The sequence below is a fragment of the Rathayibacter sp. Leaf299 genome (genome assembly GCF_001423055.1).
GTDB lineage: Bacteria > Actinomycetota > Actinomycetes > Actinomycetales > Microbacteriaceae > Rathayibacter > Rathayibacter caricis.
In genome coordinates this window covers 467,799-483,068 of the sequence record NZ_LMNT01000001.1, presented here as the reverse complement: position 1 = coordinate 483,068, position 15,270 = coordinate 467,799, and the positions used below count along the sequence as shown (strand labels likewise).

Genomic DNA, 15,270 nt, shown 5'->3' with positions numbered 1-15,270 from the left:
CGGGTACACGTCGAAGGAGATGTGGGATGTCCGCAGCCCGTTCCGAAACTGCACACGCCTCGGCAGCAGCACGCCGCCGTCGCACCATCCGAGCGGGCGGGGTGCTCGCCGCGGCAGCACTGGCCTTCTCGCTGTCCGCTTGCTCCAGCGGCGCTGAGGCCGGCGGCCCGGTCGAGCTCGAGTTCTGGACGTACAGCCTCAAGGGCGGTGACCCCGCCGCTCAGGCGATCATCGACCGATACAACGAGGAGAACCCCGACGTCACGGTGAAGCTCTCCGAGGTGGGCGGCACCGCCGAGACGGCATCGAAGCTCCTCGCCGCCGACCGCGCCGACGAGGCGCCCGATGTCGTTCAGGTCGAGTACTTCGCCCTGCCGTCGCTCGTCGTCTCGGGAGCCGTGAAGGACATCACCGAGGACGTCGCCGACGCGAAGGGCGGCGTCGAGCAGAACATCTGGGACCTCACCACGTTCGGCGACGAGGTTTACGGCGTCCCGCAGGACATCGGCCCGATGATGCTGACCTACCGCGCCGACCTGTTCGAGCAGTACGGCGTGGCCGTCCCCACCACCTGGGCCGAGTACGCGGACGCCGCCGAGAAGATCCACACCGCCGACCCGGAGGCGTACATCGCCAGCTTCTCGGCCACGCAGTTCGAGTTCTTCGCCTCGCACGCCGCGCAGGCCGGCGCTCAGTGGTGGACGAACGACGGCGACGCCTGGTCGGTCGACATCGACAGCGAGGAGTCGCTGCAGACCGCCGACTTCTGGCAGGACCTCGTCGACCGCGACCTCGTCACGGTCGAGCCCCTGCTCACTCCGGAGTGGAACGCGAAGGCCAACAGCGGCAAGATCCTCAGCTGGGCCGCCGCCTCCTGGGCGCCGAGCGTCATCTACTCCGTCGCCCCGGACACCGCGGGCAAGTGGGAGTCCGCACCCCTTCCGCAGTGGACCGCCGGCGACGCGGCCGTGCCGTTCCTCGGCGGATCCGCTTACCTCGTTCCCGAGAAGTCGCAGCACGCGGAGGAGGCGGCGAAGTTCGCCGCCTGGCTCGGCGCGTCGGACGAGGGCTCGGAGCTGCTGCTCACCCTCGACATCTTCCCGGGCGGGAACGCCGGCCGCGAGGCGACGCTGAGCGCGGCGCCCCCGAAGCTGATGCCGCAGCAGACGGACTTCTACCAGGTCGCCGACGAGGTCATCGCGAACACGACGGTGCCGGTCGTATGGGGCCCCAACGTGAACGTCGCCGCGTCGACCTTCGGCGACGCCCTCAACGAGGCGGCGCTGAGCAAGACCTCCTTCCGCGACGTCTACACGGCCACGCAGGACGCGGTCGTCGCCGACCTCGAGAAGCAGGGCTACACGGTCACCGAGTGACCACCGGGAGGGGCGGCACCCACCGCCCCTCCTCCCTCGCACCACTCCCCAGCACCACCGAGCAACGGAGCACGAGCCGCTGATGTCAGCCACCGTCGACAGCACCGCCCTGCGGGAGCGACCACCCGCCACCACCCGGCGCCGATCAGCGCGCAGCGCCCTCGTGCCGTGGATGTTCGCCGGACCGGCGATCGCCTTCTTCGTCGCCTTCCTGATCATCCCGATCCTCTACGCGATCTACCTCAGCTTCCGCGGCTTCGTTGTCGACGGGGGCGGCGCCTTCGGCCGACGCGTGGAGACCTGGGTCGGCTTCGACAACTACGTCGCCGCGCTCACCGATCCGGAGTTCGTCGCGGGCCTCGGCCGGGTCCTGCTCTACGGACTCATCGCGATCCCGAGCGTCCTGGGCCTGGCCCTGCTGTTCGCGCTCCTGCTCGACACTCCGCGCGTGAGGGCCCGAAGCTTCTCGCGGACCGTCATCTTCCTGCCCTACGCCGTCCCCGGCGTCATCGCGAGCCTGCTCTGGGGCTTCCTCTACCTGCCCAGCACGAGCCCGGTGAGCTGGATCACCCGTGCGCTCGGCGGCGGATCCGTCGGCTTCTTCGAGGGCCCCGCGCTGTACTTCTCGTTGGCCAACATCGCGCTCTGGTCCGGCGTCGGCTTCAACATGATCATCATCTTCACGTCGCTCCGAGCGATCCCCACCGAGATCTATGAAGCGGCCCGCATCGACGGGGCGAACGAGCTGCAGATCGCCTGGCGGATCAAGATCCCGCTCGTGACCCCGGCGCTCGTTCTGACCGGCCTGTTCTCGATCATCGGCACCATCCAGCTCTACAGCGAACCCGCGACCCTGCGGCCCCTGACGACGACCATCTCGTCGACCTGGGTGCCTCTGATGAAGATCTACCGCGAGGCGTTCACCAACGACAACCTCGGAGGCGCTGCAGCCGCCTCCGTCGTCCTCGCGATCGGCATCCTCGGCTTCTCGCTGCTCGTCCTCCGCTTCTTCCAGCGCCGCACCTTCGGAGACAACTGATGAGCACCGCACTGCACTCCTCCGCCCCCACCGACGCTCAGGAGCAGCGGGCGACGTCCGCTCGAGGAGACCGTCGGACTCCTCCCCGAGCACCGCGCCGACCGCTCGGCTCGACCCTGGCCACCGCCGCGCTCCTCCTGGGAGCCCTGTACTGCCTCGTCCCCGTCCTCTGGGTGGTCATCGCCGCCTCGAAGTCGCCGCGCGAACTGTTCACGACCTTCTCGTTCGCGCCCGGCTCCGGAATGCTCGACAACCTCGTCGCGCTCAGCGCCTACGGCGGAGGGCAGTTCTGGCAGTGGGGACTGAACAGCGTCCTCTACGCCGGAGTCGGCGCCGTCGCCTCGACCCTCGTCTCGGCCATGGCCGGCTACGCACTCGCCAAGTTCCGCTTCCGAGGCCGCGACACGCTCTTCGCCGCGATCCTCGCGGGCGTGCTCGTGCCCGGCATCGTGCTCGCCGTCCCGCAGTACCTGCTGCTCGCGAGCGTCGGTATCGCCGGGACCTACTGGTCCGTGCTGCTGCCCGTCATCATCAACCCGTTCGGCATCTTCCTCTGCCGCGTCTTCGCCGCCGCCGCCGTACCGGACGACACCCTCGAAGCCGCCCGCATCGACGGCGCGAGCGAGATACGCATCTTCGGAGCGATCGCGCTGCCGATGATGTCCCAGGGACTCGTCACCGTGTTCCTGCTCCAGTTCGTCGGCATCTGGAACAACTTCCTGCTCCCCTTCATCATGCTCAGCGACCAGGACAAGTACCCCATCACCCTCGGGCTCTACACCTTCCTCTCGAAAGGCGCCGGCGACTCCGACCTCTACCCGCTGGTGATCATGGGCTCAGCGGTCTCCGTCATCCCGCTGATCATCCTCGTGCTCGTCCTGCAGCGGTTCTGGCGAGCCGACCTCCTCGCCGGCGGTCTCAAGGGCTGAGCCGCCACTCGCCGTCAGGCGATGCCGCACACATCTCGACGAGGTCCTCGAAGCGCACCTCGTCGTCGTCCCCGGCGACGACGAGTACCGGCATCGCACGCCGCGCGAGGTCCTCGACGCTCAGCAGCGGGGCGATCTCGTGCAGAGCGGCCGATTTCGCCACGACCACTTGCCAGTGGTCGCGGCCGTCGGATGACAGCTCCGCGTCGGCGTCGGCCATGAAGGCCGGTGGGTCACCGCCGAGAACTCCGTCCCGCCATGCATCACCGTAGGCAGCACCTGAGCGGGGCGGCAGTGGCAGGTACTCACCCTCTGACGCGAGGGGTCTCCCGAGGATCATCGGGGTAGTACTGGTCCCTCCCTCCTCGGCCGGTCCGCGCCTAGCGTTGCCCGCATGCCCGCATCGACTCACTTCTCCGGCACACGTACACGCAGCACCACGAGACGGACCGCCGCGGCTCTCGGGGTGATCGCGTTCAGCGCGATGACGTCCGCGTGCTCCAGAGAACAGGCCGAGCCCGCGACATCGACCGCGTCCGAGAACGCGACCGCTTCGGCCCCCGCACCCGTCGTCACTCCCACGAACCCTTCGCCGGCCCCGGACGTCGAGGTGACGTCGTACGAGGACGGTGAGTACTTCGCAGAGGGGTGGTACGGGTCCGGTCCCTCCCATCAGGACGTCACGTTGACCATCAAGGACGACCTCGTCGCAGCGGTCGAGATCACCACCCCGGCGGAGAGCGGGAGGACTCCCTCCTCAGGTCCACGCCAGAGCAGGGAGTACTCGCTCTGGATCGCGGTCAGCGGCTGGACGGCGTGGGCGCGTCGGATCGTCTCCAGGCCCGGCTCGGAGAGCCCGAAGTGCAGCACCTTCCCTTCGGAGATGAGGTCCTGGACGGCCCCGGCGACATCCTCGATCGGGACGGCGGGGTCGACTCGGTGCTGGTAGAGCAGGTCGATGTGGTCGGTTCCGAGGCGCTCGAGCATCCCGTCGACGGCGTCGCGGATGTGGTCGGGGCGGCTGTTGAAGCCTCCGAGCATCTGTCCGGTCTCCAGGTCGACGTTCCACCCGAACTCCGACGCGATGACGACGTCGTCGCGCACTGATCGCAGTCCCTCGCCGAGGATCCGTTCGCACTCGAACGGTCCGTAGGCTTCCGCGGTGTCGAAGAAGGTCACGCCCTGATCGACGGCGGTGCGGATGAAGTCGACGACGTTCTCGCGGCTGGAGACGGGGCCGTAGAGGAGCCCGTGCAGCGTCTGCGTTCCCAGTCCGACGCTCGACACCTCCAGCTCTGCGAGCATCCGGCGGCCGGAGAGCGTGGTCGCTGAGGCGACCGTGCTCGTGGTGGTGCCGGCGGCAGTCCTCGGTGACGGGGTGTCGGAGGCGGCGGGCGTGCAGCCGGCGAGTGCGACAGCGAGGGGAGCTGTCGCGGCGCCGAGCAGGATGCTCCGGCCGCCGACGTTGCGGGGGCCTTCTGAGGATCGGGCAGTGATGTTCTTCATGGGTGTGCTTCCTAGGTGGGTCGTACACGGAACGAACGGGCGCAGTGGAAGTCGAAGGATCGGGTCCGAGCAGTCGCAGCGGCAGCACCGGAGAGGGTCCTGGTGCGGGTCAGAACGCTGCACGGAAGGAGTGGTCGCGGGGCCCGGCGGAGGACGGGATGTCGTCGAGGCGGATCTCGAACCGCGTCCGCAGGGTGGAGCGGAAGAGCTTCTCGAGCTCGCGCCGGACTCCTCGCGACGCTCTACCTCATCTCCTACAGCGGCGCCGCGATCCCGGGACTTGCCGCGGGACGCCTCGCGGACGTCCTCGCACCCGACCAGATCGCGTACGGGTACGGCGCACTCGTCCTCTCGTGTGCTGTGACCGCACTGCTCGCGCTGCGTCGCCCCCGCTCTCGCTCGAAGCCGTCGGGCAGCGACAGTCCGGACGCGCCCACAAGAGCGTGAGCGGGCGAGGCGACGGCGGTCCGCGACGGGATGATCTCCGAACTCGCCGCCTCACGCTCCCGACCTCGGTGCCTCCTCAGGAGAGGCGCGGGAGCATACTCCCCCGCCCGAGGGAACTGTCAACGGGCCTTCGCTCCGCGGCCATCCTGCCTACCGTCGGTATCGAGGACGGCGTCGACTCGGGCCGTCCTTCCTCCGCCCCACCGGCACTCGAGAAGCAAGGAAGTCCCATGATCGACACCACCGCTATCGACAGCATCTACGGCTCGACCGTCTACGGATCGGACGGCGACAAGATCGGCTCGGTCGAGCAGGTCTATCTCGCCGACGACACCGGGAACCCCGTCTGGGCGACCGTGCGCACCGGCCTCTTCGGCACCAAGGAGACCTTCGTCCCCCTCGAGGGCGCCTCCTTCGACGGCGACCGCCTCACCGTCCCGTACGACAAGTCCTTCGTGAAGGACGCCCCGAACATCGACGCCGACGGCTCCCTCACCGAGGACGAGGAGGCCGAGCTGTACCGCTACTACAACCTCTCCGGCGCCGCCTCCGTCTCGAACGGCGTGGACGGCGCGGCGGGCTACGCCGACACGACGACCGGCACCGGCACCACCGGGCTCGACGCGACCGGCACCGGCACCACCGGAGTCGACACGAACGTCGGCCGTGACACCTCCGGCCCGACCACGGACGACGCCATGACGCGTTCCGAGGAGCAGCTGCACGTCGGCACCGAGCAGGTCACCACCGGCCGCGCCCGCCTGCGCAAGCACATCGTGACCGAGCAGGAGAGCGTCACCGTCCCCGTCTCGCACGACGAGGTCCGCGTGGTCCGCGAGCCCATCACCGACGCGAACGTCGGCGCCGCCACCTCCGGCCCCGAGCTCAGCGAGGAGGAGCACGAGGTCGTGCTGACCGAGGACCGCGTCGTCGCCGCGAAGGAGACGGTCCCCGTCGAGCGCGTCTCGCTCGGCACCGAGACGGTCACCGAGCAGCAGCAGGTCACCGAGGACGTCCGCCACGAGGAGATCGAGGTCGACGACGACGGAGTCACCCCGCGTCGCGACCGCGACGGACTCTGATCCCCGTCGCCGGCGGCGGGACCCCACCCGCCGCCGGCACCCCTCCCACTCCGCAGCCCGTGAGGAACCCCGTGCCCGACAGCCGACCCCCGGCCGACCGCCCGTCCGACGACGCCGTCACGGTGATCCGCTCGGAGGAGCGCCTCTCGGCGACGACTGTGCGCACCGCCACCGAGAGGGTGCGGATCCGCCGCGTCGTCGTGACGGAGGAGCGCACGGTCACCGTGCCGCTGCGCCGTGAGGAGCTGGTCATCGAGCGCGAGCCGATCGACGGCGCCGGGCCCGCGATCGATGCCGAGCCTCCCGCCCCGATCATCTTCGTGCTGCACGCCGAGGAGCTCGTGCCGACGACCCGCGTCGTGCCCGTCGAGCGGGTCAGCGTGCTCGTCGACCGGATCGTCGAGATGCGCACCGTCTCGGACTCGGTGCGGAAGGAACGCGTCGACGTGCAGACCTCCGTCCGCGACCGGCTCGACGGCGACGCGGAGTAGCGCTCGCCCCCATCGGACCCTCTGCGGGTGGGCGCATGCACGATCTGCAGGGGATCCGGCGCCCCTCCGCCCTCGTGCCGCGGCGGGAACCGCATTCCTGTGCGAAGTACCTGCAGATCGCACACTTCCCCTCCCGCTTCGGAGCCGCGCTCGCGCCCGGCGGCTCGCTACGGTGACGGAGTGACCCGCCCCGCACCCGTCTCCCGATGACCGCCGACGGCTGGTGGGCGCTCGCCCTCGCCGTGCTCGGCGGCGCCGTGCTCGTCTGGTGCGCGCTCGTCCTCGTGCTCTGGCGCGAGCAGCGGCGGAGGGGCCGCGCCATCGACTGGAGGGAGGCGCTGCGCCTGATCCCGGACGTCGTCCGGCTCCTCCGCGCCCTCCTCGCCGACCGGACGGTGCCGCGCGTCGTCCGCTGGTCGCTGGTCGGCCTGCTCGGCTACCTCCTGCTCCCGATCGACCTGATCCCGGACGTGATCCCCGTGCTCGGAGTCGCGGACGACGTCCTCGTCGTCGCCCTCGTCCTGCGCTTCGCGATCCGCCGCGCAGGGCCGGAGGCGATCCGCCGGCACTGGCCGGGCAGCCAGGAGGGGCTGAGCAGTCTGCTCGCGCTGACCCGCTCCCGCTGACCGCGCCCGCCCCGGCCGCCGCAGCGCCCGGCCCCGACGCACTCACCCGTTGCCCCTCCCGAACGCGGACGACCGACGTCGTCGCGAACTTAATAACAAAAGAAACGTTAGTACTTCCCAAACGACTTCGACGCGGCTAGCGTCGCTACCACCACCTCCCACGACCGGCCGTCGCTCACGCCCCGCCGCACCGTGACCCTCGAGGCGGACTCCCCACGAAGAAGTGATGGAAGGACTCAGGATGAGCAAGTTCCCCCTCGCGGCCGCAGCGGTCGTCGCGGCCGCCTCCCTGCTGCTCGCCGGCTGCAGCGCCGGTGGAGACGCGGGCGACGAATCCGCCGCCCCCTCGGACAGCGGCCAGGTGACCTGGTGGGGTTGGACGCCCGACACTCCCGTCGCCGAGCGCTACATCGCGGCGTTCAACGAGGAGTACCCCGACATCGAGGTCACCTACAAGAACTTCGAGAACGTCGACTTCCGCACCGCGCTGACCCCGGCGCTCGACTCCGGCGAGGGCCCCGACGTCTTCGACCTCTCCCCCGCTGGCGGATCGCCCGACACCTGGGGCCCCTACGCCATCGACCTCGCCCCGCTGGCCGAGGACACCCTCGGCCAGGACTGGTCGACCAGGCTCGGCGGCGGCTACACCGACCAGCTGACCGCTTCGGACGGCCGCCTCGTCTCGCTCCCCCTCGGCGGGATGTCGGCCGGGTTCCTCTGGTACGACCAGAACGTGCTCGACGAGGCCGGTGCCGAGATGCCGACCGACTACGACTCCTGGGTCGACACCTGCGAGAAGGTCGCCGCGATCGGCAAGACCTGCTTCACGATGGGCGCCGGCGGCGAGGACACCTTCCCGAGCGAGCTGTACCACGCGATCGCCAACTCGGTCGATCCCGACTTCTTCATCGAGGCGGCCACGGGCGAGGCGAAGTGGGACGACCCGCAGGGCATCGAGGTCCTCCAGATCATCAAGGACATGAAGGAGGACGGGATCATCGGCCCGGACGCCCTCGACGGCACCCAGTACCCGCTCGCGAACGAGGCCTTCATGAAGGGCGACGCCGCGATGGTGCAGATGGGCTTCTGGTACACCCAGTACTCGGGCGCCGAGTCCTGCAAGTCGGCCATGGAGGCCGCCGGAGTGAGCGACCCGACCTGCTTCGTGCAGCTGCCCGCTCCGTTCCCGGATGTCGCCGGCAAGGGCAACGGATCGGCCTACTTCGGCGAGGCCGACTACGGGCTGGCCATCAACGGCGACTCGCCGAACATCGCCGCAGCCAAGACCTTCGTCGCCTGGATGACCATGTCCGAGAACGGTCAGCAGAACGTGGCGAACGCCCTCGACCTGCTCCCCGCACTCCAGGGCATCGAGCCGGACTGGTCGCAGGTGTCCCTCGTCGACGAGGCCGTGCAGCGCCCCGCGATCGAGGAGCTCCTCGCCGCCAGCACCGCGACCGAGCAGTCGCGCCAGTGGCAGACCACCGAGACCACGCTCGACGCCGTGGTCATCGCGATCCAGCAGGTGCTCGACCCGACCCTCGACCGCACGATCGAGCAGATCGCGGCCGACGTGCAGGCGGGCTCCGAGGCCAGCTCCATCGGGATCGACTGAGCGGCGTGATCGGGATCGGAGACACCTCGCCATGACCGCGACGGTCCAGCGTCCGACCGGCACCGGCCGGCCCTCTCGGGAGGAGAAGCCCGGCGGCGCGATCCGCAGGGTCTCGCACCTCCTCCCCGGGGGGCTGCCCTGGATCCTCCCCGGGTTCATCCTCTCGGTCGGCCTGATCTACTACAGCATCTTCTACTCCGGCTACCTCTCCTTCTTCGAGTGGGGCGGCGGCCGGCAGCGGATGATCCCGGTCGGCGTCGACAACTACGTGCAGGCCTTCAGCGACCCGGTGTTCTGGGGCGCGATCCGCAACACGGCGGTCTACTTCGTCGTCGTGTTCGCGGTGCAGGTGCTCGGAGGCGTGCTGTTCGCCGCCGCGATGCACTCGAGGATCCTGCTCGCGAACGTCTACAAGGTGATCATCGTGATCCCGGTCGTCGTCGCTCCCGCGACGCTGGCCCCGGCGCACATCCAGGTCTGGCAGACCGACGGGACCCTGAACCGGATCCTCGACGCCGTCGGCCTCGGTGCCGTCGCCCAGGGCTGGCTGGGCCAGTCCGCCACGTCCCTGCTGGTGATCATCGTCGTCGGCTGCTGGGGATCCGTCGGGTTCGGCTTCATCCTCTACTACGCCGGCATGGCGCAGATCGACCCCGAGATGCTCGAGGCCGCGCGGATCGACGGCGGCGGGAACCTCCGCATCCTCTTCTCGATCGTGCTGCCGAACCTGCGCTCGATCACGGTGTCGCTGGCGGTGCTGAACTTCATCACCGCGCTCAAGCTCTTCGACAACGTCTGGCTGCTCACCCAGGGCGGGCCGGCGCACTCGTCCGAGTTCCTCGGGACGATGATCTACGCCGAGACCGCCGGGTCCTCGCGGAACCTCGGCTACGCCGCGGCCCTCTCGGTGATCCTGCTGGTCATCGCGGTCGGCACGTCGGTGATCATCCAGGTCCGCGGACGCGAGCGCGTGCCGGTCGTGCCGGTGACGAAGGAGGCCCCCCGTGTTTGAGACCCGCTCGGTGCGCGCCCGGCTGCTGCTGCAGCTCGTGGTGACGATCGCGATCATCCCGTTCGCGATCCCGATCTACGCGATGGTCACGCGCTCGTTCGCCGGCGCCGGCTGGGGCAACTACGCCGCCGTCCTCGCAGTGCCCGGGTTCGCGCGCTTCTTCCTCAACTCGGCGATCGTCGCGGGCGGGTCGATCGTCATCATCTACCTGGCGACGATGATGGCGTCTTTCGGCTTCTCGAAGCTCCGCATCCGGCGCAAGGAGGTCTTCTTCTGGATGATGATGGCCGCGCTGACGCTGCCCGAGGTCGTGCTCATCGCCCCGCTCTACGCCACCGCGGTGCAGCTCGACCTGCTCGGCACCTTCTGGTCGGTGATCCTGCCGATCGCCGCGCTGCAGATCCCGTTCACGGTGCTGATCACCCGCGGCTACGTCGACGGGATCCCGGACACGCTCTTCGAGGCCGCCCGCCTGGACGGGGCGGGGACGTGGCGGATGTTCTGGTCGATCCTCCTGCCGCTCGCGAAGCCCATGGCCGTCGCGCTGATCGTGCTCGTGCTGATCAACGCCTGGAACGCCTACCTGCTGCCCAAGGTGTTCCTGATCAACGAGGACATGGGCGTCGTCACCCTGCTGCCGGAGTTCTTCCGGCGCCAGTACAACGACGACACCCCCAAGATCCTCGCCGCCGCCGTCGTGACGGCGATCCCCACGATCGTCGCCTACATCGCCCTGCAGAAGCAGTTCGAGCGCGGCATGGCGGCCGGTGCGATCAAGTAGGAGCGCGTCGTCGGCCGGCCGCACGCGACCCGGCCGGCCGATGATGCGGGCAAGATGAACGAGTACCGGACGGAAGGAGGAGAGATGAGCGCAGTAGGACTCGCCGTTCCCGCGAGCAGCATCGACGACCACTTCGTCGCAGCACTCGTGCACGCGCTCGCCGATCCCCTCCTCCAGGCCGGTCGAGGCCTCGTGACCCGGGTCGTCGAGGATCGCGACGCGGAGGAGCGGGCCTACCGCCACTGGGCCGAGGTGGGCGGGATCGACGCGGTCGCCCTGCTCGACGTCCACCGCGAGGACGGCCGGGTGGAGCTCCTCCGCTCCCTCGGCTTCCCCCTGGCGGGCGTGGTCCACTCCTCGCTCACGGTCGACTTCCCCGCGGTGTCCGTCGACTTCGACGCCTCGCTCTCGGTGCTGCGCGCGTTCCTCGCCACCCGGTCGCACGACACGGCCGTGTACATCACCGGTCCTGACGACGGAGGCATCGGCTCGGCCCGGTCGGCGGCGGTGGAGACCGCGGGCGGCGACGACCTGTTCCACGTGGTGCGGGTCGAGCGCGGGGTCGACTCCGCCGTCTCCGCCGCGATCGCCGCCGTCCAGGCGGGTCCGGTGACCCTCGTCTTCGACAGCGACGTGCACGCCGCCGCGGCCCTCGGCGCCCTCCGCGAGCGCGGGTCGCGGATCCCGGAGGACGTCGCGATCGTCTCGTGGACCAACTCCGCCCTCTGCCAGAGCGCCAGTCCCTCGATCACCGCGCTCGACCGCCGCGGCACCGAGATCGGCGCCCTGCTGGGCGAGCGGATCCTCCACGCGATCGACGGCGCCGACCGCTCCTCCGCCCGGGCCCCCGAGCCCTTCGTCGTGGTCGGGGAGACGACGTGAGCCTCACGCGGCGCATCGGCCCCTCCTCCGAGAACACCCGCAGCGCGATCCTCGACATGGTCCGCTCCAGCGGCACCGTCAGCCGGATCGAGCTGGCCGAGATGTCGGGGCTCACCGCCACGTCGATCACGCGCATCGTGAAGTCCCTGATCGAGGACCGCCTGGTGATCGAGACGGGCTTCAGCGATTCCACGGGGGGCAAGCGGCGCAGCCTGCTCGAGCTCAACCCCCGAGCGCGCTACGCCGTGGGCGTCTCGCTCGACGACGAGCGCCTCACCTACGTCGTCGTGGATCTGGGCGGCTCCGTCGTGGGGCAGCTGGTCTCGGCCGGCATCGGCAAGTCGGCCCCCGCCGACGTGGTGCCCCGCGTCGCCGAGGAGCTGGAGCAGCTGTTCCGCCAGCTCGACATCCCCCCGGCGGACGTCGTGGGCGTGGGGGTCGCGGGAGCGGGTCTCGACCTGGACACCGGGGCCGGCCGCCTCTCGCTCACCGCCGACGAGTGGGACTCCTTCGCGGTGCGCGAGGCGCTCGAGACCCGGATCGGCCTGCCGGTGGTCCGCGACAACGACGCCGCCTGCGCGGCGCTGGGCCAGTTCTGGGTGGGCCGGATCCCCGCCACCGAGGACTTCGCCACGCTCTACATGTCCAACGGCTTCGGCCTCGGGCTCATGGTCGGCGGGAGCGTCAGCCGCGGCGCGTCGTCGAACGTGGGCGAGATCGGCCACATGGTGGTCGACCTCGACGGCCCCGACTGCTGGTGCGGAGCGCAGGGCTGCCTCGAGATGGTCGCCGCCCCGCGGGCCGTCGTGGCGCGCGCCCTCGAGGACGCCGCGCTCGCCGCCGAGCTCGACCTGTCGGGCGACGACGATCGCCTCCGGCACGACTTCAACGCCGTCGCCCGTGCCGCGGCGAGCGGGGAGGCCCGCTGCCGCGCCCTGATCGAGCGCTCGGCCTCGGCGGTCGCGGCCGCCGTGCTGTCGACCGTGAACCTCCTGGACCTGGACCGGCTCTTCCTGGCCGGTCCCGGTTTCGCGGATGCGGGAGCGGTCTACGTGCGCTCCGTGCGCGACCGGGTCACCCGGCTCGCCCGCGCCCGCGCCGTGCACAGCGTGCAGGTGGAGCTCTCGGATCCCGGCCTCGATGCGGCGGCGATCGGAGCGGCGACCCTCGCGCTCCAGCACGTGCTGCTGCCGCACACCCGGATCGAGCGCCTGCGCGCCGACCCGGACACCCGCCGCCGGGCGTGACCCCGGCCATCGCGGCCCCTGCTTCTTCTCTCGTCCGAACTTACTATCAAAAGGTTATATAGTTTCTTTCGTCGACATCGTCGCCGACCCCGGGCTCCGGCCCCCTCTCCAGAAAGGACTGGCCCGTGGCCATTCGCTCCGTCCTCCTGCACGTGACCGACGTCTCCCGCTCGGTCGACTTCTACACGCGGTTCCTCGGAGTGGAGGTGGTCGAGCAGTCCGAGGACTCCGCCGTGCTCGACGCCGTCACCGCCGTGATCCGCCTCGCCCGCCTCGAGAGCGCGGAGCCGTCGACCTTCGAGCCCGACGACCTCCAGGCGGGCTTCCGCCACATCGGCTTCAAGGTCGCCGATCTCGACCAGCGCGTCGCCGCTCTGCACGAGGCCGAGGTGCCCTTCCAGCTCGAGCCGATCCACGCAGAGGGCGACGTGCGCATCACCTTCTTCTACGACCCCGACGGCACCCTGCTCGAACTGGTCGAGGGGCCGCTCCAGTACCACGAGGTCTACGACCGCGAGGCCGTGGACCGCGACTGGGGACTGGGCAGCCCCGACCGCCCGCGCTTCGACCACGTCGCCGAGACCGTCGAGGACCTGGCCGCCACCGAGGAGTACTTCGGAGCCCTGGGCTTCACGCGCATGGCGGGCATCCACCAGGCGCACGACCCGCGCGGCTTCGAGATCGACTTCCTCCGCGACGGCGACACGTCGCTCGAGATCTTCACCTACTCCCGGGTCGAGAAGTCGCACCGTGCCGCGCAGGTGGCCTCGACCGGTTTCGTGGCCGCCGAGTTCGAGGGCGCTCCGCCCGCGGGCGCCGTCCCCGTCGGCTCCGCCGCCGGCCTCGATCTGTACACGGATCCCGACGGCCTCGTGCACGCGGCCACCGGAGCCTGATCCGTGGGCTGGGAGCTCGCCCCGCTCGGCTCGACCGGACTGCGCGTCAGCCCGGTGACCCTCGGCGGCGCTCCGCTGGGCAGCATGCCCGAGAACTTCGGGTACTCCGTCGCCGAGCGCGACGCGATCGACGTCGTGCTCGCGGTCCTCGACAGCGAGATCCGCACGATCGACACCGCCAACGGCTACTCCGGTGGCCGGAGCGAGGAGCGGATCGGACGGGCTGTCGCCGAGTACGGCGGGCTGCCCGAGGACGCCCTCGTCCTGACGAAGGTGGACCCGCTCGACGGCGACTACAGCGGTGACCGCATCCGCGCCTCGCTCGAGGAGAGCCGGGAGCGGCTCGGCTTCGACCCGCTCCCGGTCGTGCAGCTGCACGACCCCGAGTTCCACTCCTTCGAGCGGATGACCGGGCCGGGCGGTGCCGTCGAGGTGCTCGTCGCCGCCCGCGACCGCGGCGAGATCGGGCACCTCGGCCTCGCCGGCGGGGACGTGCGCGTGATGTCGCGCTACCTCGACCTCGGCGTGTTCGACGTGCTGCTCGTGCACAACCGCTGGACGCTCGTCGACCGCAGCGCGGGCCCCCTGCTCGAGCGCGCCGCGGCGGACGGGCTCGCGGTGCTCAACGCCGCGGTGCTCGGAGGCGGGATCCTCGCCGACGACTCGGGGTCCCGGACGCAGTACGGCTACCGGCCCGCCCGCCCGGCGACTCTCTCTGCGATCACGGCGATGCGGGAGGTGTGCCGTGACCACGGGACGGATCTCGCGACCGCCGCGCTCCGCTTCTCCACCCGTGACACGCGCATCTCGTCGACCGTGGTCGGCATCAGCCGGCCCGAGCGCATCGCCACCACCGTGAGCGCGGCCACCGCCGAGCTCCCCGAGGAGTTCTGGGACCGGATGGAGCAGCTGCTCCCGCCTCCCGAGAACTGGCTCGACTCCTCCGACTCCGCACCCCTCACAGAAACCGAGTGACCATGCCTCTCGTCCGCATCGACATGCACGACCACCTGGCCGACCTCCGGCCCGCCATGAGCGAGGCCGTGCACAGCGCGCTCGTCGAGGGCTGGGAGATGCCCGCCGACGACCTCTTCCAGATCTTCCGCCTGCACGAGCAGGGCGACCTCTTCTACAGCCGGACGTTCCCGGACGCCGACCGCAGCGACATCGTCTTCGTCCAGATCCTCGTGTACACCGGCTACAGCCCCGAGGTGAAGCAGCGCGGGGCCGCGCTCGTCGTCGAGAGGCTCGCCGCGCTCGGGATCAAGCGCGACGACATCCTCATCGCGCTCAGCGAGAACGGCGACGGCGACTGGCTCGCCCCCTCGAAGGAGGCGTGAC

The 15,270-nt window shown here is 70.4% G+C and carries 17 protein-coding genes; 14 read left to right on the top strand and 3 right to left on the bottom strand.

Annotation, left to right across the window (positions count from 1 at the left end):
- Positions 1–26 precede the first annotated feature (26 nt).
- The 3 genes from ASF48_RS02165 to ASF48_RS02155 all read left to right on the top strand — a co-directional run bounded on the left by ASF48_RS02165 (position 27) and on the right by ASF48_RS02155 (position 3,344).
- A complete protein-coding gene (locus ASF48_RS02165; RefSeq protein ID WP_055785699.1) occupies positions 27–1,376 on the top strand; it encodes an ABC transporter substrate-binding protein in 1,350 nt (449 codons plus the stop codon).
- Between the two features lie 82 nt (positions 1,377–1,458).
- On the top strand, positions 1,459–2,415 hold the full coding sequence (locus ASF48_RS02160; RefSeq protein ID WP_055785696.1) for a carbohydrate ABC transporter permease: 957 nt from the start codon (positions 1,459–1,461) through the stop codon (positions 2,413–2,415).
- Positions 2,415–3,344 (top strand): carbohydrate ABC transporter permease, encoded by a 930-nt coding sequence (locus tag ASF48_RS02155; RefSeq protein WP_157603020.1) that lies wholly within the window; start codon positions 2,415–2,417, stop codon positions 3,342–3,344. The genes ASF48_RS02160 and ASF48_RS02155 overlap by 1 nt, the downstream gene beginning before the upstream one ends.
- Here ASF48_RS02155 and ASF48_RS02150 read toward each other — a convergent pair.
- From ASF48_RS02150 to ASF48_RS02145, 3 genes are all read right to left on the bottom strand, one after another.
- Entirely contained in the window at positions 3,334–3,564 is a 231-nt protein-coding gene (locus ASF48_RS02150) for a hypothetical protein (RefSeq protein ID WP_055785690.1), read from the bottom strand. The genes ASF48_RS02155 and ASF48_RS02150 overlap by 11 nt on opposite strands.
- A 188-nt stretch (positions 3,565–3,752) precedes the next feature.
- Positions 3,753–3,920, bottom strand: a complete 168-nt coding sequence (locus ASF48_RS19210) for a hypothetical protein (protein ID WP_157603019.1) — start codon at positions 3,918–3,920, stop codon at positions 3,753–3,755.
- Positions 3,921–4,016: 96 nt separating this feature from the next.
- Positions 4,017–4,850, bottom strand: coding sequence for an aldo/keto reductase (locus ASF48_RS02145; protein WP_082480921.1), 834 nt, complete (start codon positions 4,848–4,850; stop codon positions 4,017–4,019).
- A gap of 677 nt (positions 4,851–5,527) precedes the next feature.
- Here ASF48_RS02145 and ASF48_RS02140 point away from each other — a divergent pair.
- From ASF48_RS02140 to ASF48_RS02090, 11 genes are all read left to right on the top strand, one after another.
- Positions 5,528–6,379 carry a DUF2382 domain-containing protein gene (locus ASF48_RS02140; RefSeq protein WP_055785686.1) on the top strand — a complete coding sequence of 284 codons (852 nt, stop codon included), beginning with the start codon at positions 5,528–5,530 and terminating at the stop codon, positions 6,377–6,379.
- A 71-nt stretch (positions 6,380–6,450) separates the two neighbouring features.
- The gene (locus tag ASF48_RS02135; RefSeq protein WP_055785682.1) at positions 6,451–6,870 is read left to right on the top strand and encodes a YsnF/AvaK domain-containing protein; all 420 of its coding nucleotides are present in this window, start codon (positions 6,451–6,453) and stop codon (positions 6,868–6,870) included.
- Positions 6,871–7,076: 206 nt separating this feature from the next.
- On the top strand, positions 7,077–7,496 hold the full coding sequence (locus ASF48_RS02130; RefSeq protein WP_055785679.1) for a YkvA family protein: 420 nt from the start codon (positions 7,077–7,079) through the stop codon (positions 7,494–7,496).
- A gap of 241 nt (positions 7,497–7,737) precedes the next feature.
- A complete protein-coding gene (locus ASF48_RS02125; protein ID WP_055785676.1) occupies positions 7,738–9,111 on the top strand; it encodes an ABC transporter substrate-binding protein in 1,374 nt (457 codons plus the stop codon).
- A gap of 31 nt (positions 9,112–9,142) precedes the next feature.
- Positions 9,143–10,123 carry a carbohydrate ABC transporter permease gene (locus tag ASF48_RS02120; RefSeq protein ID WP_055785673.1) on the top strand — a complete coding sequence of 327 codons (981 nt, stop codon included), beginning with the start codon at positions 9,143–9,145 and terminating at the stop codon, positions 10,121–10,123.
- On the top strand, positions 10,116–10,904 hold the full coding sequence (locus ASF48_RS02115) for a carbohydrate ABC transporter permease (RefSeq protein WP_055785668.1): 789 nt from the start codon (positions 10,116–10,118) through the stop codon (positions 10,902–10,904). Before ASF48_RS02120 ends, ASF48_RS02115 begins: the two co-directional genes overlap by 8 nt.
- An 84-nt stretch (positions 10,905–10,988) precedes the next feature.
- Positions 10,989–11,786, top strand: coding sequence for a substrate-binding domain-containing protein (locus ASF48_RS02110; RefSeq protein WP_055785665.1), 798 nt, complete (start codon positions 10,989–10,991; stop codon positions 11,784–11,786).
- A complete protein-coding gene (locus tag ASF48_RS02105; protein ID WP_055785661.1) occupies positions 11,783–13,033 on the top strand; it encodes an ROK family transcriptional regulator in 1,251 nt (416 codons plus the stop codon). Before ASF48_RS02110 ends, ASF48_RS02105 begins: the two co-directional genes overlap by 4 nt.
- 125 nt (positions 13,034–13,158) lie before the next feature.
- Complete coding sequence (locus tag ASF48_RS02100; RefSeq protein WP_055785658.1) at positions 13,159–13,929, top strand: VOC family protein; 771 nt, start codon at positions 13,159–13,161, stop codon at positions 13,927–13,929.
- A 3-nt stretch (positions 13,930–13,932) separates the two neighbouring features.
- Complete coding sequence (locus ASF48_RS02095) at positions 13,933–14,904, top strand: aldo/keto reductase (RefSeq protein ID WP_055785653.1); 972 nt, start codon at positions 13,933–13,935, stop codon at positions 14,902–14,904.
- 2 nt (positions 14,905–14,906) lie between these two features.
- Positions 14,907–15,269, top strand: a complete 363-nt coding sequence (locus ASF48_RS02090; RefSeq protein WP_055785648.1) for a tautomerase family protein — start codon at positions 14,907–14,909, stop codon at positions 15,267–15,269.
- Position 15,270 lies beyond the last annotated feature (1 nt).